The sequence below is a fragment of the Streptomyces sp. NPDC005281 genome, from assembly GCF_040607495.1.
In the GTDB taxonomy this organism is placed as follows: Bacteria; Actinomycetota; Actinomycetes; order Streptomycetales; family Streptomycetaceae; genus Streptomyces.
Genome location: NZ_JBEXGX010000011.1, coordinates 188,813 through 205,949, shown reverse-complemented (window position 1 = coordinate 205,949; position 17,137 = coordinate 188,813). Strand labels below are relative to the sequence as shown.

Sequence of the window (17,137 nt, the reverse complement as noted above, 5' to 3'; positions counted from 1 at the left end):
CCCCGCACGGCCTTTCCCGTCACTCCTCATTGATTGGCCTGCTCATGACAGAAATAGTCTCCCCAGGCGTCCCGCCCGCCAGACAAGTCACGCTCCCCGACGGCCGGGTGGAGATCGCACCCGACGCTCCCGCGCCCACCGGTCCCTACGCCAACGACGACCTGCTGCCGGTTCCGGTCGAGAAGCGCACCTGGACCACGTACAACTTCTCGGCCCTGTGGGTCGGCATGGCCCACAACACCGCTTCCTGGACGCTGGCTTCGGGCCTGATCGCCGTCGGCATGGACTGGAAGCAGGCCGTCCTCACCATCGCGCTCGCCAACCTGATCGTGCTGGTCCCGATGCTGCTCACCGGGCACGCGGGCCCCAAGTACGGCATCCCCTTCCCCGTCTTCGCCCGCGCCTCCTTCGGGGTCCGCGGCGCCAACCTCCCCGCTGTGGTCAGGGCGTTGGTGGCCTGCGGCTGGTTCGGCATCCAGACCTGGATCGGCGGCGAGGCGATCTACTTCCTCGCGGGCAAGCTCTTCGGCGACGGCTGGCGCGACGCCTCCGAGGTCGGCGGCCACGCATGGACCATGTGGCTGTCGTTCGGCGTCTTCTGGGCGCTCCAAGTCGCCATCATCTACCGGGGGATGGAGACCATCCGCCGGTTCGAGAACTGGGCCGCGCCCTTCGTGCTCGTCGGCGCCGGCGTCATGCTGTGGTGGATGAGCGACAAGGCCGGCGGCTTCGGGCCGCTGCTCGACCAGCCGTCGAAACTCGGCTGGGGCGGGGACTTCTGGAAGCTGTTCTGGCCCTCCCTGATGGGCATGATCGGCTTCTGGTCCACCCTGTCGCTGAACATCCCCGACTTCACCCGCTACGGCAGGAGCCAGAGGGCGCAGACCTGGGGACAGGCTCTCGGATTGCCTACGACCATGACGCTCTTCGCGTTCCTGTCCGTCATGGTCACCTCGGGCTCGCAGGCCGTGTACGGCAAGGCGATCTGGGACCCGGTCCAACTGGCCGCCAAGACGGACAACGTCGCCGGCATCCTCTTCGCGCTGGTCACGGTGCTGGTCGCGACGCTGTCCGTGAACATCGCGGCCAACCTCGTCTCGCCGGCCTTCGACTTCTCCAACATCGCGCCTCGGAAGATCAATTTCCGGGCCGGCGCGCTCGCCACCTGTGTCCTCGGTGTGCTGATCTTCCCGTGGAAGCTGTACTCCGACCCCCAGGGCTACATCTTCACCTGGCTCGGGCTGGTCGGCGGTCTGCTGGGGACGGTCGCCGGCATCCTCATCGCCGACTACTGGATCCTGCGCCGCACCCGGCTCGACCTCGCCGACCTGTACCGCGTGGGCGGCCGGTACTGGTACGACGGCGGCTGGAACTGGCGGGCAGTGGCCGCCTTCGTCACCGGCGGCGTTCTCGCCGTCGGCGGCGCGGACTTCCACCCGCTGATCGACGGACGGCCCGTCCCGGCCCTGGAACCGCTGGCCGACTACGGATGGGCGGTCGGCCTCGGTACTTCGATGGTGCTGTACCTGGTCCTGATGCTGGCACGCGGAAAGGACGCGACCGCGGGCTGACCGCGACCACCTGAGGGCGGTCAGGTCTTCTGGCCGCCCTTGAGTGCCGCCGTCGCGTCCTTGGCGGCCTTGATGGCGCCCTTGTTGATCTCGTCGGTGCCGGGAGCCTTCTTGGTCTCGAAGTCGCTGCCGTTGTAGGTGACGACCACCAGCGCGTTGGACGCCCGGACGATCACCACGCCCTCGCGGGTCTGCTGCTTGTCCTCGGTGCTGAGGTTGACCACGGAGTAGGCGTCGTCGCCGACACCCGGCACCGCCCCGCCGCCGCTCTTGTCGGCGACCCGGTCCTTGTAGGCCTTCTCCGCCGCGGCGTCCGACTCCTTGATCTCGTACGAGACGTCGAGCCAGCGGTAGTCGAAGGCCTTCAGGGCGTTCCACGAGCAGGTACGGCGCACCGCCTTGTCGGTCGACGGGATCTCCTGGCCGGCCGTCTTGGCGCCGGGGACCAGGGACTTGATCGTCGCGACCTGGATACCGCCGCAGGGGGCGGGTGACGCGGTGAACGTCTTGACGGCAGCCGACGCCGAAGGAGCCGACGGCGAGTCGGATGTCTGTTTCTGTGTCGATTTATCCTCGGCGTTGGGGGTCGCTTCGGACGGGCCCGTCGCCAGGGCCCAGCCCGCGGAGGCGAGCAGAGCGACCGGCAGCAGGCGCGCGGCGAGCGCGAGTGGCAGGGGAAGAGAACCCAAAGCGCACTTCTCGTGGGGGATGGTGCGGAGGAGGTCCGCACTGCGGACGGGACGCCAGTGTCACATGAGTCGCGGTGGTGCGGAAGGGCCGACCGGCGTCATGCCCGTGTGATGACAGTGACTCACTTTGGCGTCGATTGACTGAAGCTGCGGCGGGATGTCTGTTTTGTTCGATCCGGTGATCGCCGCTTTCTCCGCATCGCGTCGCAGTGCGTCGCATCGTGCTCGATCCGTATCCGGATCGGTGGGTGCCGGGTGCTGCGCCCCGACCGTGCGACGGAGTGACCGCACCCGCGTCGCCGTCTCCAACTGACGTTGTAAGAAGGGGAGTCGGGGTCCGTGACAATCCCGACGGCAGGCGGAGTACTGCCCTCCGCGGAGCTTCCGTGCCATGATCGGCCCATGATCGCGACGAACCGGCGACGGGCCGGCGCGGCTGCCGCCGCTGCGGATCAGGCCCGGTCCGAAGTCCCCACCGTTTCCTTACCCGGGCGCGGTGCTCCGTCCCGTGCCGCCGTTCTCCGGAGGGCGTGGGCGCGCCCGGTCGTGCTTCTCTGCCTGGTCGCGACGGCCACGAGCGGGTGCGGTCTGTCCGCCGAGATCGACCGTGAGCGCGACCCCGGGCGGACCTCCGTGCCGGACCCGTTCCCGAGCGTGATCGGGACCGACGCCGCCCACCTCCCGGACCCGACCGCGACCCCCACCGACGGTTCGCTCGTCATCGAGGTGCCCGGGCCGTCGAGGACCGTGCCGGCGCAGGAGGGCCGTGGATGTCCGCCGTCGGGCCTGCGCCTCGACGCCGGACTCGTCGACGCCGCCATGGGTCTGCGCGGCATGACCCTCACGCTCACCGACTGCGGGAAGCGGCCGTACAAGGTGAACGGATACCCGGCCGTCCTCCAGGTGCTCGACGGGGACGGCGCGCCCATCACGGGCGTGCGCGCCGTGGCGGGGACGGACAAGGTGCCCATGGCCCCCGCCGGCCCGGGCCCCAAGCCGTTCACGCTCCACCCGGGCGAGAGCGCACGGGCGTCCCTGTACTGGCGGATGGCGGCCCAGGACGGCGTGTCGCTGCGGATCGCGCCGCAGAAGGGACAGCGGGCCGTCACCCTGCCGCTGTCCGACCCGCTCGACATCGGTCCCGAGAACACGCTGGGGATTACGGCCTGGGTGCCCGTTCCCTGAACATCCGTCGCCGGGGCGCGTGCCTTCGAGCACGCGTCTCCGGGGTGCGTGCCCTGCCCCTTCCCCGGGGGCGCGTGCCCCGAGCGCCCGTCCCGGGCCGGGTGCCCGCAGGACCTGCCGTCCGGGCCCGGCCGGATGCCATAGTCGGCACCGAGGCCGATCGCTCCGTACCGTGAGGTGGCAGGCATGTTCACGACCCGACCCACCCTCCAGGGCACCTTCGGCATGGTGTCCTCCACGCACTGGCTCGCCTCGCAGTCCGCGATGGCCGTCCTGGAGGACGGAGGCAACGCCTACGACGCCGCCGTCGCGGCCGGTTTCGTCCTGCACGTCGTGGAACCCCACCTCAACGGACCCGCGGGCGAGGTCCCGATCATCCTGGCCCCCGCGGACGGCCCCGTAAGGGTGCTCTGCGGGCAGGGCGTCGCCCCCGCCGGAGCGACGATCGCCCACTACAGGAGCCTCGGTCTGGACCTCGTACCCGGCACGGGTCCGCTCGCCGCCGCCGTGCCGGGCGCGTTCGACGCGTGGATGCTGCTGCTGCGCGACCACGGCACCAAGCCGCTCGCCGACGTCCTGAAGTACGCCATCGGGTACGCCGAGGACGGACACGCGCCCGTGGAGCGCGTAGGCGAGACGGTGGACGCCGTACGGGAGCTGTTCGAGACGGAGTGGACCTCGTCGGCCGCGGTGTATCTGCCGGACGGCAGGCCGCCGCGCCCCGGCGAGCTGTTCCGCAATCCGGCCCTCGCCGCGACCTGGCGGCGGCTGCTCGACGAGGTCTCCGGGGCGGGGGACCGGGTGGCCGAGATCGACGTGGCACGGGAGGTGTGGCGCTCCGGATTCATCGCCGAGGCCCTGGTCCGGCAGGCCGCGCGGCCCGCCATGGACACCAGCGGCGAGCGTCATGCCGGCACCCTGACGGCCGCGGACCTGGCGGGCTGGTCCGCGACCTACGAGGCCCCGGCGACGTACGACTGGCGGGGCTGGACCCTGTGCAAGGCGGGCCCCTGGAGTCAGGGGCCGGTCCTCCTCCAGCAACTGGCGCTGCTCCCGCCCGAGCTGCCCCGCGAGGGTTCCGCCGAGTACGTCCACCTGCTCGTCGAGGGCTGCAAGCTCGCCATGGCCGACCGCGAGGCCTGGTACGGCGACGCGGCCGAGGTGCCCCTCGGTGAACTGCTGTCGGAGACCTACAACACCGCCCGGCGGGCGCTCGTCGGCGACAAGGCGTCGTACGAGCTGCGTCCCGGCAGTCCGGGCGGCCGGGAGCCGCGGTTGAGCGGGCACGCGCGCGTGGTGGCTTCCGGGGAGCCCGGCTTCGACGCGCTCGCCGTGCCGGGTGCGGGAGAGCCCACCATGGCCCGCGCGGTCGCGGAACCTGAGGTGGCGGCCGACGGAGGCACCCGGGGAGACACCTGCCACCTGGACGTGGTCGACCGCTGGGGCAACATGGTCGCGGCCACCCCCAGTGGTGGCTGGCTCCAGTCCAGCCCGGTCGTCCCCGAACTGGGATTCCCGCTCGGCACCCGGCTCCAGATGGCCTGGCTGGAGGAGGGACTGCCCAACTCCCTGACCCCGGGCCGCCGGCCCCGCACCACGCTGACGCCCTCCGTGGCACTGCGCGACGGCGTGCCGGTCATGGCGTTCGGCACGCCCGGCGGCGACCAGCAGGACCAGTGGCAGACACATTTCTTCCTGTCCGTGGCGCTGCGCCCGCGGGTGCGCGGCGGACTCGATCTCCAGGGCGCGATCGACGCCCCGAACTGGCACAACGACAGCTTTCCCGGCTCCTTCCACCCGCGCGGCATGCGTCCGGGCAGCCTCACCGTCGAGTCCCGCGTGGGCGCGGACGTCGTGGAGGACCTGCGGAGCCGGGGCCACGACGTCACGGTCGCCGAGGCCTGGTCCGAGGGGCGGCTGTGCGCGGTGGCCCGCGATCCCGGGACCGGCGTCCTGTCGGCGGGAGCCAATCCGCGCGGGATGCAGGGGTACGCGGTCGGCCGCTGAGGCCCGTACCGCCGTCGATGCCCGACCGTCCCGCCGTCGGGACCCGCCCGTCCCTCCGTGCGTGCCTGCCTGCGCCGCCGCTCGTGCCAGGCCCACACCCGTGGCCGGGGCACCGGGCCGGGCCTGTCGCCCGTAGTCGCGTACCGGGCGGGTGGCCGATGATCGTCCCGCCCCGGGAATTCATGGTGATTCCACCCTGAGTACCCCGGAGGGGTGGGGATTGTCAGTGGCGCGTGCTGTCATGGAGCCATGATCGAAGACATCGAAACCATCGACGAGTTTCTCGCACACCGCGCGTCCGACGTTGAACATGCCATCCGCAGGGCCGCCGCCGCCGAGATCATGCCCCGGTTCCGACAGCTCTCGGCCGACGAGATCGACCAGAAGTCCGGCCCGCACGACCTCGTGACGGACGCCGACCGCCTGGCCGAGAAGTACCTCACCGAGGCCCTCACCGCGCTGCTGCCGGGCTCGGTCGTCGTCGGCGAGGAGGCGGTGCACGCCGACCCGGCCACCTACGAGGCGATCCAGGGCACGGCGCCCGTCTGGATCGTCGACCCCGTCGACGGCACCCGCCAGTTCGTGCACGGCGACCCCGGCTTCTGCACGCTGGTCGCGCTCGTGCTGGACGGCGTGGTGCGGGCCTCGTGGACGTACGCACCCGCGCGCGAGGAGTTCGCCACCGCGATCCGGGGCCGGGGGGCCGTGCTGGACGGTGTGCCCCTGCGCTCCGGTTCGCCCGACGCAGGCCGCGACCTCGACATAGCGACCTCCCACCCGGACTACACCACGGACGAGCAGAAGCGAGCTCTCCTCGGACTGCGCGTCGAGGGTGTGGTGCCGCGTCCGTGCGGCTCGGCGGGCCTGGAGTATCTGGCCATAGCCCGCGGCGAGTTGGACGCGGTGGCATTCAGCTGGGAGAAGGACCTCCAGACGCTCTAACCCCTAGAAGGGGGATGAGCTGCGACTATGTCTCTCCGTGAGTGGATTGATCACTGGCTGTCACAGGCTCCGATGCCGTCTCAGGACCAGTACGAAGACCTGATCGAGCGCCTTAACTCTAGCGAGGACGACTAGTCAGGGATAGGAAAAAGGCCCGGCCATCGGCCGGGCCTTCCTGTTCTCGCCCTCAGGCGATGCGCCGCTACCGGCTCGACAAGGGCCAGTACTGGCGGTTCAGATGGTCAAGGCAAATGCCGCTCTCGTACTCGGAGGTGCCGGGGGCCAGAGCTGGTGCAGTCGGCTTGCCGCAGCGGTAGCCGTAGGCCCACAGTCCGGTCGCTTCGTCGGTACGGCCGATCATGTGGCGGCAGGTCTTCGGGTTGGTCAAAACGGTCCTTCTGTGCATACGCGGTCATTACTGGCTAGTACAACTAAACCGGTCCGCAGTCTGTTCCCCGATGGCCGCGCGAAGCGCCGCGACTCTGAGTCCGCCCCCGCCTTCGGGGGCTCCGTGCAGCAGATCCCTTGACCAGTCCTAGAGCGATCATGCTAGTGTCCATCACAGATACAAGTTACACAGGAAAAAACGACCCCGGCAGTGCGGGAACACTCCGGGGTCTGACACCGAAGAGGTAAACCTTCGATGCGAGTCCAGCGTACCAAGCACTCGTCTGGCTACGTCCAGATACCCAACGCCATTGCACGGCACGGCAAGCTCTCTCTTGAGGCTGTCGGCCTGCTGACGCGTCTGCTCTCCCTGCCGGACAACGCCGGGGCGACCGTCGAGAAGGTTTCCTCTCAGGTCTCGAACGGCCGGCGCTCTGTCTCCAAGGCCATGAACGAGCTGATCGAGGCTGGCTACGTCAAGCGCGCCAAGGTGCAGGACCCCGAGACGGGCCGATGGGTCACCATCACCACCGTCACGGACACCCCCGACGCTGAGACCTCTCCGACTGACCGGTTCCCGACGGTCGGGATAGCGACTGGTCGGGCTGTCGGCGGTTCTCCCATAGGGAGTAAGACGGAAGAAGAAAAGAACACCACCCCTCCCACCTGCCAGCCTCAGGAAGCCGCTCCGCTCGCTCCTGAGAGCGCCGAGAAGGGTGGGGAGGGGGATGACACCTTCCTGACCAAGATCAGCCGCGAGATGGGCCGTGAGGCCCGCCGCGTCCTTGAGCGGCTGAGCCTGCACAAGAGCCTCACCCTCTCCGACCAGGAGATTGCCCGCCTGGCTCCCAAGGTCGTGCCGTGGCTGCGTGAGGACTACCGCAGCGACGAAATCCTTCAGTGCCTCACCGCGGCCCTCCCTGAGCAGATCGGCTCTGTGCCGGGCCTGATCTCCCACCGGCTGAAGACCTTCACCCCGGTGCGTTCTGTTCCTCAGCAGCCCTCCGAGCGCTCCAAGCCCGTCGAGCGGGCTCACTGCGAGGTCTGTGAAGTGATCTTCCCTCTCGGCCACCCGGGCGGCGTCTGCCGCTCCTGCAAGGGCGAGATGGACCGGGCTGCGGCCTGCCTCGCAGCCGCCTGACCAACCCACTCCCAGCACATTCGAGAGGACACTCATGTCTAGTTCTGTGCCCTGGTACATCAAGGCCGTGCTTCGCCTGGCCATCCCCGCGGCTTGCCTCGCGGCGCTGTACCTCTCCATCCCCGGTGAGGTGACTCTCGCCAAGACGGCGGGATGGTCCGCGCACTACGCGCCCGCCATGCCGGTCTGTCTCTCGGTCTATGCCCTGGCGGCTGGAGCCATCTCTCAGTTCCGGCGCAAGATGCAGTTGCCCGGTGAGAGGACCGCTCTCCTCGGCGGCGTGATGGCTCTCCTTCTCGCGATGGGAGCGCAGTCGATCAGCCACCTGATAGAGCAGTCCTACATGGGGACTTCGTGGGGTCTGGTGGTCGCTGTGAGCTGCGTTCCGCCCCTGGTGATCGCTCACCTCATCCACATGGCTGAGACGCCCTCTGAGGTCCGTACCGTGTCCGAGGAGATGGAGGAGCTGCGGGCCGTCCTGCTCACCTTCACCGCGGAGTCCGCTGCCTCTCTCATCGGCCGTTCTCAGTCCCTCGTGAAGCAGTGCAACACCGTGGGGACTGTCGTGGGGGAGCTGGTGAAGGCGGCCGAGCTTGAGAACAGCCGTTGGGAGGAAGCTCTCCACGAGGCTGCGAAGGAGCCCCGCCCCGTCTCTCTCGCTGAGCGGATCGAGCAGACGCGACAGTCTCTCGGCTCCTCGGTGACTGTGGCGAAGGTGTGCGAGGCCCTGGGCATCTCGTCTGCCACCTACTACCGGCACAAGGCCGCTGAGCGCCCGACGGCGGGCATGATCCCTCTCCCGATCTAGCAGGCCGGAAAAGCAGAAAGCCCCCCGCAGGTCTAGTGCGGGGGGTTTCTTGCCTGAGAACGCTGTGTCGTCGCCCTCAGACGAGGGCAGCCTATTTCTTACTGGTGCTCCCGGGCCAGCGTGAGTGCTCCGAGGAGGGAGCTGGTGAAGATCGCACTGTCCCGCATGAAGTGGTAGGCGTCGTGAGCGTGAGCCCTGCGAGACGGCAAGGCGCCCTCCGCGAGGTGCTTGTCCACAGCTCGCAGCAGTAGCCAGACACGCGGGTACTTCTCTTTGTCGAGGGTCCGGCACTCCTCGGCGACTAGGTTCAAGTGCCCGATCAACTGGGCAGTCCGCAGGTCGATCTCTTCCCGCGTCGAGGTGCCGAGCGCCATCTCCCATGCCCGCTCGACAGTCTTAGCGATCGTCTCGACGTGGATGGGGAGGCTACTGGCCTCAGCCTCAGTCATCGCGGTCTCTTCCATCACGCCGGCCTCCACGCGCTTCTCCCTTCGGGGATCTTCCACGCGATACGTAACCGGGTTCTCAGGCCCCGGAGTACCTTGGGAACCGAGGCAGAGCATGAAAGCCATGAAAGTTGCCGGGGGTTGACTGTGGCTCAGAAAACGCCGAACGAGGGCCTGGCCCGTCTCCTGCGAGAGGCGAACTGGAGCGCGACACAGCTAGCGAACGCTGTGAATCGGGTCGGCACGGAGGTAGGCCGGCCCACCAAGTACGACCAGTCCGCGGTGAGCCACTGGACCTCAGGCACCATGCCCCGCAAGGAGGCCAGGGCCGCCATCCTCGAAGCCTTATCCCGTCGCCTTTTCCGGCCTGTCACGCACGCTGAGACCGGGTTCCCCGCCCCTGAAGGCGGTGGATCTCCCCTGGGTACCGTTGAGGGCCTGGTGAACCTGGGGAGGCAAGACATGGACCCGTCTCGTAGGAGCGTCCTGGGCGCTGCTCTCTTCTCCGTGGCGCTGACCATCCCTGACTGGCCTGACGTCGTGGGACGCGTCGAGTCGTTCGCCGCGGGCAAGACGATCCGTATCGGGTACGGAGACGTCGACATGGTCAGGCAGATGACTGAGCGCGTCTCCGAGCTGGACGACCAGTTTGGCGGCCGGCACGCCCGCCCAATGGCTGCTGCCTTCCTCGTTAACACTGTGGCTGGCTACCTCAAGGCGCAGGCGCCTGATGCCGTGCGCAAAGAGATGATGAGCGCTGCCTCGGACCTCTGTTACCTCACCGGCTACATGGCCGTGGACGAGGGACTTCACGGCCTGGCTCAGCGGTACTACCTGAAGGCGCTGGAGCTTGCCGGGGCCTCTGAGGACCACCTGACCTACTGCACAACGCTCCGGGGCATGTCCGTACAGGCCGTGGACCTGGGCCACGCCACCCACGCAATGCGCCTTGCCGACGCCGCGGCAGCGGCTTCCCCTCAGGCCGGCCCTCGTATGCGTGCCTTCCTTGCAGGACAGCAGGCTCATGCCGCTGCACAGCTCGGAAACAGGGATGACTCCCTCAGGTACATGAAGGAAGCCGAAAAGGCGATGGAAGTAGCCGAGTCCCAAGCGAAGGCTTTCGGCTCCTATGACCCTTCTTCGCTCATGTATCACCTAGCACAGGTCCAACACGAGCTTGGGGACAATGCCGGGGCTGTAAATGCCATGCAGGAGTCGAATAAGCTCCGTCATAGCGTTTATAGGCGAGCCAAGGTGAGGCATTTGGGCCTCACTGCTGAACGTCAGCTCGAAATTGGGCACCTTGAAGCCGCTTGTGAGACCTGGGATGCAGCTCTAGACGAATATCACCTTGTCCAGTCGGGCAGGTGTGATGAACGAATGCGAGAAATGGTCACTCTGCTATCTCGATATTCCTCGAATAAGCAGGCAAGTGCTGTATTGGAGCGTGCAAGGGCTGTAGGAGTCCCTGTAGCAGCGTAGTGCTGGCCCCCCTTGGGTGGGGGCCTACCAGACTTGCGAGTGCGGTTGGAGGAGTGTAAATCCAACCGCCTACAATATAGACGTCGGTGTCAATCTAGGCGTTTTGGGACCAGAACCCCTCAAAGTGTGGCTCAGTTCACGCTCTGGGGGGTTATTTATTTCCTTCCAGACGGCTGTATGGGGGCTCGACAGAGGGCAGGCAGGCGCCTGCGGGGCCGCTAAAGGGGCTGAAACAGGGTTCTGGGGAGAAAGAAATGGCTCTGGGGGCACTTCTTTAAACCCGTACGCGATCAAAGGAAGGCACCCCCTGTGGGTCCTTTTCAATTGAAATAGAGTATTACCCCCCCTTTACATTCACTTGGGGAAACATTTAATTCTATTTCTCTGTAACTTTTAGATAACAACCAGGTCACGCTCGAATTAATTCAATCAGTTAGGCAGTCTAACTATAGTAGTGAGGCAGCCTAATTAGATGGGCTAACGTGTCCGGAATGTCGCATAGATATGTCCAGTAATGAGGCTTTCCGATGTCCACTATGTTAGTAATGTCTTCCCTTATGCCCTAAATGTCGCCCCATTATGTCCCGTTTTGGAGTTACCTTGAATCTGTGATGCGGTGTTATTATTTACTTGTTGGAAGGGGAAGGGCCCGAAAGGGCCGGAACCCGGAAGGCGGGAAACCGGAGGGAATGCGGGGCCAGCAGGAATGCGGGCCCGTGCTCTGACCAAAGGTATTCCTTGGCAAAACCTTGATAAAAAAATAAAAACCTTGAAAGCTGCGGTAACGCGGCCGTAGGTAGCGCGCGCCGAATAGACGCCGGGGATACCACCACACACCATCGGTGTGTGGCCGGGTGGGGGAGACTCTGCCTGTGGTCCCTAAATAGGAGGGCGGTGAGGTGCGCGTACAGGGCGGGAGCTCTGTAACCGAAGGGCTGCAATACAGGCAAGCTGACAGGAAGAAGACCAACCTAAGACGCGGAGTAGCGTCTGTGTTCTAGGTCTGCCCTAGTCGCACATCCAGTGCGGGAGAGGGACACGGTCGACGTGTGTGGAAAGCCCGAGTTAGTTCTCGGAACGTACCTAGCGCCTGTACCTAATACGGCAGAGCAGGGATGACACGTAGCGCACGGGAATTAAATCAATGCCACCATTAGTGCCTGCCATGACTAATGCGCAATGAGACTTGCCAGGAAAGCAAGTGAGAGCGCGAGCGGGAAAATGTTGGCGACCGCGTAAGCGGGACGTCTGGATCATTGACCAGACATGTAACCCACGGTCCGCACGGGCCGTGGGCTTTGTGCATGTGTCACATGCGCATTGCTCCCTGTCCGTGCATGTCACACCTCAACCCAGGAGTCCAAACATGAGTGAAGCCATGACTCGCAAGGAACGTCAGCAGCTCTATGCGGAACTTCGCCAGCGTGAGGCGGAGCGTAAGGCGCGTCAGGTCCCCTTCAAGGCAGACCCGTCGAAGAAGCCTGCCAGCACCGGCCCCAAGCCTCAGGCGCCCGCCCTCGACCGCCGCAGCGGTACCCGCAACCTCGTCATCGCAGGTGTGGACAAGGCGCACCCGGACGACGTGTACGGCCGTAGCGCGCGCGAGCGCTCCCAGCTCCCGAACCGCCCGCTCACCCCCGGCAAGTACGACCAGCAGAAGCGCCGGAAGTCCGCGAGCGGCCTCACCACCTTCGGCCCGGAGTTCCGCGTCAAGGGCGGGAACCGCAAGAAGAAGCAGAAGAAGGCTGAGCCCGTGGCCCGCAAGGGATTCGTCACGGAGGTGCCCGACCGCCTGAAGGCATACCTGGCGGCTTAGCTACGTCCAAAAACTTGAATGTGTGATAGGACTTGAAACTGTGACAACTCTATGCCGTGCCCTCGCCTCCCTCTCCCTCGCTGCTGTCGCGCTGGTCGGGTGCTCCGCCCACACCTCCGAGCCCAAGCCTCCCCGCACGCACACCGTGACCTCGTTCAACGACGGGTTCAGCGACTCCAAGCGTGACGACTGCGAGCAGGGGTTCAAGCCCGCTTGCGCCTGGCTCGTCAACAACCACTGACAGGAGAAGTCCCGTGAAGTTCACGCACGACCTGTTCAACAACCTGCGCCGCGTGTGTTCCATCCGCGGTGACGCCTCCGGGCGTGTGTGGAAGGTCCGCGCCGCCATGCGCGACGCGAAGGGAGAGCGGCACTACCTGTGCCTCAACTGGGTCACGGGGGAGTTCCGCGTGGTCCACAGGTCCAAGATGGCCAACCTCTACTAGGAGACACCCAATGCAGATCTGCACCCGCTCTCTCGCCCGCGTCCCGCGTCCCGGCAACCCGAAGGGTGCCGCCATCCTCCTGGAGTTCTTCCGACGTAACCGGCAGGACTTCCGCAAGGGATGGAACTACGTCTTCACGCCCGGACGACGCCGGCCTCAGGTCCGGGCCCTGCCCATCGTGGCGCCTGTGATGGACGGCTACGGCTCCCGCTACCCGAGTGCGCGCCTGGACATGGGCCGACCCATGGTCACGTGCCCGCTCGACCTGGTCTGAGTTTTCACCCAAAACTTGAATGTGTGGAGGTAATGAAATGGTTGTCAGCACGCGTCGCGAATATGCGGCCTTTCGTCAGAGCAACGACAGCGAGGACTTCGCCCGTTGGGGACGCGCACAGCGGCTCACTTTTGCTACCGAGCCTCTGGTGCGCGGTACGCGCTCCCTCGGTGGCGGACTGATCCCGATGCGCAACGTCTACATGTTCCACCCGAAGAACGGCTCTTGACGGGTCCCGTCATGCCCTTCGGGGCTTGGCGGAATCCGGTAAGCGTCCAAGCGAAACCGGTGAGTTGGAAGGGGCGTAATGCCTCAGACGATCGACGCGGTGGCCGTTCGCGGCCACCTCGCACAGAAGACCACGCAAGAGCTGTGCGACGACTTCGAGCGGCTGGTGAAGTCCCCGCACCGTATGGCGTGGGCGGAGGACGCCATCATCGCCGCGCTGCTCCCGCACAACGGAGCGGCTTGGCTCGAATGGCAGATGGAAGGGGGCCTCTTCGGTCCCGCAATGCCGCACAGGTTCTTCGGCCTGAAGTAGCACGTCCGTAGGTGGAAGGCCCGGACAGGGTAAGTGTCCGGGCCTTTCGTGTCTCAACGCGAAAGGCTCAACATCATGGCTGTCATGACGACGCACACTCGTCAGTTCTGGAATCTCTGGGTGTGTGACAACTGCCTGCACCACCACGCCAACGGCGAATGCGGTGACTGTCACCGCGAGGAAGGGCACGAGGGCGGCGAGCCGCTTTCGCGTCTGTCCAATCACGTGACCATGGGCCTGCTCTTCGAGGAGCACGCCGAAGAGTGCCTGTTCCACACCATGGGCTCGGACGCGCCGGGTGACTACGAATGCGACTGCGAGACCGACGAGTTCAGCACTCGTTCGTGTGACGGGTGCGGCAGCGACTATCACGGCCGCCGTCACGCCATGTCGGAATGGGAGAAGTGAAGTGATCGACCTGGACACGGACAAGGTCATTCTGGCCAAGTCGGTACGTCGTAAGCGATTCATCCTCGGCAAGTCCGTTGCACTTGAGCGCGTGGACGTCGCAGTCATGGACGACGGCTCGGTCCGCGTCATCACGGAACGTCGCGCGGACTACTGGGACGGACGCGCGCCGCTGTTCGTCTGCTTCAAGGCCCGTAAGACGGCTGACGGAGAGAACTTCGATCAGACGGTGCAACGCATTCGGGAGTACGAAGCGCAGTACACCACCGCGGAACTCCCCGAGCTGGTCTGAGCACATCTGGATTGGGTGAAGCACCTCGGCCGGCGCCGAGGTGCGGCCCCCTGTCTGTGTGTCCTCACAGGCCCGCAATTCGTCAGAAGGAAGCCATGCCCAAGCACAAGCGTCCCCGCGGATTCCGTCCCCTCCACACCATCCACTCGCCCAAGTCGCTCGTACGTAAGGCGGAGGGCTGGACGGTCGCGGGTGACAAGAAGGCAACCACCCTGATTCACCGACTCCTGAAGGGATTCTAAGAATGGACCTGAACGCAATGATGGGCTTCGACCACGTGATTCTTGTTCGCGAGAACGGGGCCGTGGAGGACGCCAGGGGCGTTTACGGCCCGGAGGTACACTGCGAGTACGCCGGAGCGTTCGAAGACGCTCAGATACTCGAAGAGCACGACCGCGCGATGTCCGAGTACATCCGGGGACAGGGCTGGGAGCTGGAAACCGGCTGGTCCGGTCAGTACCTCTACAGCGGCCCGATCATGCACCCGTCCGAATACATCGGCGGAGCAATCTCGGATCACATTCGAGAGACGCCCGGCTATTGGGTCGCTCTCGTCGTGGAGATCCACCCGGAGGACGAGAACGCCGACCCCGAATCGGTGGGTTGGGCTCTCGCATACAAGGAGGTCGGTAAGTGAGCGACGTGAGAACCTTCACCGAGGAATACGTGCACGAGGGCGTGAACGCGGCCATGAACATGATTCTCGCGGAATTCGAGATTGATGACGAGCAAGAGGAATTGCTCGCGCTCATGGTCAACGCGACGCTGACCATCCTCGGTTCGGAAATGAAAGCGACCATTGAGGACGTCATCACCGTGAACTACGCGGTAGACGTTGACGAATTCAAGAGTGAGAGGTGTCTCTGACATGACTAAGTGGATCGAGAAGTACAACGGTCTGTCGATGCTGGGAGTGGAGCGCACGCGGGACTACCGCGGATACGTGGTGCGCGTACAAGGCACCGAGGGCGACTTGCCCGAGCGCTGGTTCACCTACGCCTACGACCAGGAGGACAGGCACACCTACTGGATCGGCATGACCAACTCCGAGGACGACGCGAAGGCGGTCCTAGAGCGAATGCTCTCCGAGGGCTGGCTCTGTGAGGTGTACGTGAGCGAGCACGCCGGCCACTGCAAGGAACAGGCCGTGTTGGTGAAGCACACGTGGTACGAGCGCAAGTCCGAGCGACTGCGCACGCTGCTGTGCGAGCGGCACGGCCACATCTTCCCGGAGTGGGAGGACATGACCATCCGCGAGTACGTGAACACCTACAACGGTCTCGAACAGGACGCGCCGATTCTCGGTAAGCGCCTGTAGGAGTAATCGAGCGGCTTTGCCGAGAGGCCCGGACAGGGTAAGTGTCCGGGCCTTTCCCATGGGCGCTCGCCCAACTCCCCGCATTCAACGAAGGGTTCACCATGTCCAAGTTCTTCGCCCGATTCCGCAAGAAGCCGTCCACGGAGCTGGTGCCTACCGGCATTCAGGTCGTGGAGGCGAAGCCCATCACCGGCTGGTCGCCTGCGGACGGGATCGGCTCCTACGACGAGCACCCGTCCACCAGGGGTGCGGAGCGCGTTCGGGCGGCCATTTCCCTCTACGCGGACGCTCACGACCGTAACGAGCCGCTGGAGACGGTTGCGGCTGACTTCCTGGCGGACCTCTTCCACCTGCTTGAGGTGGAGGGCGAGAGCCCCGAAGCGGTCGTCAACAGTGCGGAATTGCACTTCCGCATGGAGCGCGACGCCGAGCCCCTTTTCGTCTGAGAGGAAACGTCATGACTGCGACGCTCGAAAAGGTCGAAATCTGGATGGCCGGTTGCTGGCTCGATGGGCACTTCGGCTGGCACAACTCCTATCGAGTCGTGCTGAAGGCCGAGGAGTTCGGGTTCATCGTCCCGGAGGAGTACCGGGAAGCGATGGACAACTACTGCACCAACGGCAATTCCACGCTCTTCATCGAGACCGATGGGCAGTGGGAAGCCGTCCACGGTCAGGGCGAACTCTCCGACCAGGCAACTGACTTCCTCCAGGAGAGAGCACCCGAGGGTTACCAATTCGTGTGGGACATGGGTGAGTTCATGCTCCTGACCGACGAGGAAGCCTCTTACGTCTGAGCGGTTCTTGTTTGGTGGCGGCCGGGTGACCGGCCGTTCGCCACGGGCAACCGATCGAAAGGAAACATCATGTCCCGCAAGTACCCCAAGAAGGTCCGTAAGGAATTCCAGCGGAAGCTTGCCGCTGCTGACGCGTTCGTGGAGGCGTGGACGAATTCGGGCCTCGCCTCCACGCTGATCACGGACTACTCGTGCACCCTCGGGTGTGACGAGGCCAAGACGTACGCCGGTCTTTTCTAGGCGTTTGGTTACCGCAACACGGCTGCACAGATTGTCGCGGACCACTGCGAGGACTGCGACGAGCCGGACCAGCACTTCGACACGGACGAGTGGACCGTCGACGTCGAGGTCTACACCTACAAGTCCGAGTTGAAGGCCGAGGTGGAAGACCTCGCCTGGACGCTCGTGGTCAACGCCGAGCACCCCAAAGAGGCCAGCGACAAGGCGGAATTGGCCGTCCTGAAGTACGTGCAGACCAAGGGCATTCTGAAGCCGGGGATGTACGTCCGCGTCTGCGAAACCAAGCCGGGAGTTCCGTCTTCCATGGCCCTTTACTCCTGGACCGACATGCGAGAGGCCGCGTAAGCA

At 65.4% G+C, this 17,137-nt stretch carries 25 protein-coding genes and 1 pseudogene; 23 read left to right on the top strand and 3 right to left on the bottom strand.

All coding sequences use genetic code 11. The features are described 5' to 3' along the window. Positions 1-44 precede the first annotated feature (44 nt). On the top strand, positions 45-1,571 hold the full coding sequence (locus ABZV42_RS17950; protein WP_356052607.1) for an NCS1 family nucleobase:cation symporter-1: 1,527 nt from the start codon (positions 45-47) through the stop codon (positions 1,569-1,571). Between the two features lie 20 nt (positions 1,572-1,591). On the opposite strand, the gene ABZV42_RS17945 is transcribed toward ABZV42_RS17950, so the two are convergent. Further along, positions 1,592-2,260 (bottom strand): hypothetical protein, encoded by a 669-nt coding sequence (locus ABZV42_RS17945; RefSeq protein WP_355978789.1) that lies wholly within the window; start codon positions 2,258-2,260, stop codon positions 1,592-1,594. Positions 2,261-2,806: 546 nt separating this feature from the next. Between ABZV42_RS17945 and ABZV42_RS17940 the strand changes: the two genes are divergently transcribed. The 3 genes and pseudogenes from ABZV42_RS17940 to ABZV42_RS17930 form a co-directional block, all read left to right on the top strand. After that, on the top strand, positions 2,807-3,445 hold the full coding sequence (locus ABZV42_RS17940; RefSeq protein ID WP_355978787.1) for a DUF4232 domain-containing protein: 639 nt from the start codon (positions 2,807-2,809) through the stop codon (positions 3,443-3,445). A gap of 186 nt (positions 3,446-3,631) precedes the next feature. Next, on the top strand, positions 3,632-5,452 hold the full coding sequence (locus ABZV42_RS17935) for a gamma-glutamyltransferase (protein WP_356052605.1): 1,821 nt from the start codon (positions 3,632-3,634) through the stop codon (positions 5,450-5,452). A gap of 249 nt (positions 5,453-5,701) precedes the next feature. Next, positions 5,702-6,373: pseudogene (locus ABZV42_RS17930) on the top strand (inositol monophosphatase family protein); the annotation flags it as partial. 223 nt (positions 6,374-6,596) lie between these two features. Here ABZV42_RS17930 and ABZV42_RS17925 read toward each other — a convergent pair. Further along, complete coding sequence (locus tag ABZV42_RS17925) at positions 6,597-6,782, bottom strand: hypothetical protein (protein ID WP_356052603.1); 186 nt, start codon at positions 6,780-6,782, stop codon at positions 6,597-6,599. A gap of 255 nt (positions 6,783-7,037) precedes the next feature. On the opposite strand from ABZV42_RS17925, the gene ABZV42_RS17920 reads away from it, so the two are divergent. Both ABZV42_RS17920 and ABZV42_RS17915 read left to right on the top strand, forming a co-directional pair. Then, the gene (locus tag ABZV42_RS17920; protein ID WP_356052601.1) at positions 7,038-7,922 is read left to right on the top strand and encodes a hypothetical protein; all 885 of its coding nucleotides are present in this window, start codon (positions 7,038-7,040) and stop codon (positions 7,920-7,922) included. A 34-nt stretch (positions 7,923-7,956) separates the two neighbouring features. Then, entirely contained in the window at positions 7,957-8,730 is a 774-nt protein-coding gene (locus ABZV42_RS17915) for a hypothetical protein (protein WP_356052599.1), read from the top strand. 98 nt (positions 8,731-8,828) lie between these two features. Here the strand turns inward: ABZV42_RS17915 and ABZV42_RS17910 are convergent, their stop codons facing one another. Then, a complete protein-coding gene (locus ABZV42_RS17910; RefSeq protein WP_356052597.1) occupies positions 8,829-9,209 on the bottom strand; it encodes a hypothetical protein in 381 nt (126 codons plus the stop codon). Positions 9,210-9,323: 114 nt separating this feature from the next. Between ABZV42_RS17910 and ABZV42_RS17905 the strand changes: the two genes are divergently transcribed. The 17 genes from ABZV42_RS17905 (at position 9,324) to ABZV42_RS17825 (ending at position 17,134) form a co-directional block, all read left to right on the top strand. Continuing rightward, complete coding sequence (locus ABZV42_RS17905) at positions 9,324-10,658, top strand: tetratricopeptide repeat protein (protein WP_356052595.1); 1,335 nt, start codon at positions 9,324-9,326, stop codon at positions 10,656-10,658. Positions 10,659-12,024: 1,366 nt separating this feature from the next. Beyond that, positions 12,025-12,474, top strand: coding sequence for a hypothetical protein (locus tag ABZV42_RS17900; RefSeq protein WP_356052593.1), 450 nt, complete (start codon positions 12,025-12,027; stop codon positions 12,472-12,474). 40 nt (positions 12,475-12,514) lie between these two features. Beyond that, on the top strand, positions 12,515-12,715 hold the full coding sequence (locus ABZV42_RS17895; protein WP_356052591.1) for a hypothetical protein: 201 nt from the start codon (positions 12,515-12,517) through the stop codon (positions 12,713-12,715). Positions 12,716-12,728: 13 nt separating this feature from the next. Next, positions 12,729-12,920 carry a hypothetical protein gene (locus ABZV42_RS17890; protein WP_356052589.1) on the top strand — a complete coding sequence of 64 codons (192 nt, stop codon included), beginning with the start codon at positions 12,729-12,731 and terminating at the stop codon, positions 12,918-12,920. 10 nt (positions 12,921-12,930) lie between these two features. Continuing rightward, positions 12,931-13,194 (top strand): hypothetical protein, encoded by a 264-nt coding sequence (locus tag ABZV42_RS17885; RefSeq protein ID WP_356052587.1) that lies wholly within the window; start codon positions 12,931-12,933, stop codon positions 13,192-13,194. Positions 13,195-13,231: 37 nt separating this feature from the next. After that, complete coding sequence (locus tag ABZV42_RS17880; protein ID WP_356052585.1) at positions 13,232-13,423, top strand: hypothetical protein; 192 nt, start codon at positions 13,232-13,234, stop codon at positions 13,421-13,423. Between the two features lie 78 nt (positions 13,424-13,501). Beyond that, a complete protein-coding gene (locus ABZV42_RS17875; RefSeq protein WP_356052583.1) occupies positions 13,502-13,735 on the top strand; it encodes a hypothetical protein in 234 nt (77 codons plus the stop codon). An 84-nt stretch (positions 13,736-13,819) separates the two neighbouring features. Then, the gene (locus tag ABZV42_RS17870; RefSeq protein ID WP_356052582.1) at positions 13,820-14,143 is read left to right on the top strand and encodes a hypothetical protein; all 324 of its coding nucleotides are present in this window, start codon (positions 13,820-13,822) and stop codon (positions 14,141-14,143) included. Between the two features lies 1 nt (position 14,144). Next, positions 14,145-14,435: a hypothetical protein gene (locus ABZV42_RS17865; protein WP_356052580.1), complete on the top strand. Its 291-nt coding sequence runs from the start codon at positions 14,145-14,147 to the stop codon at positions 14,433-14,435. Positions 14,436-14,530: 95 nt separating this feature from the next. Continuing rightward, entirely contained in the window at positions 14,531-14,677 is a 147-nt protein-coding gene (locus tag ABZV42_RS17860) for a hypothetical protein (RefSeq protein WP_356052578.1), read from the top strand. Positions 14,678-14,679: 2 nt separating this feature from the next. Next, on the top strand, positions 14,680-15,072 hold the full coding sequence (locus ABZV42_RS17855; RefSeq protein WP_356052576.1) for a hypothetical protein: 393 nt from the start codon (positions 14,680-14,682) through the stop codon (positions 15,070-15,072). Then, a complete protein-coding gene (locus tag ABZV42_RS17850; RefSeq protein WP_356052574.1) occupies positions 15,069-15,302 on the top strand; it encodes a hypothetical protein in 234 nt (77 codons plus the stop codon). Before ABZV42_RS17855 ends, ABZV42_RS17850 begins: the two co-directional genes overlap by 4 nt. A 1-nt stretch (position 15,303) precedes the next feature. Further along, on the top strand, positions 15,304-15,753 hold the full coding sequence (locus tag ABZV42_RS17845) for a hypothetical protein (protein WP_356052571.1): 450 nt from the start codon (positions 15,304-15,306) through the stop codon (positions 15,751-15,753). A 101-nt stretch (positions 15,754-15,854) separates the two neighbouring features. Then, positions 15,855-16,199, top strand: coding sequence for a hypothetical protein (locus ABZV42_RS17840; protein WP_356052569.1), 345 nt, complete (start codon positions 15,855-15,857; stop codon positions 16,197-16,199). Positions 16,200-16,210: 11 nt separating this feature from the next. Beyond that, entirely contained in the window at positions 16,211-16,549 is a 339-nt protein-coding gene (locus ABZV42_RS17835) for a hypothetical protein (protein ID WP_356052568.1), read from the top strand. A gap of 69 nt (positions 16,550-16,618) precedes the next feature. Next, on the top strand, positions 16,619-16,789 hold the full coding sequence (locus tag ABZV42_RS17830; protein WP_356052566.1) for a hypothetical protein: 171 nt from the start codon (positions 16,619-16,621) through the stop codon (positions 16,787-16,789). Between the two features lie 129 nt (positions 16,790-16,918). Further along, positions 16,919-17,134 carry a hypothetical protein gene (locus ABZV42_RS17825; RefSeq protein WP_356052564.1) on the top strand — a complete coding sequence of 72 codons (216 nt, stop codon included), beginning with the start codon at positions 16,919-16,921 and terminating at the stop codon, positions 17,132-17,134. The last annotated feature ends 3 nt before the right edge of the window (positions 17,135-17,137 follow it).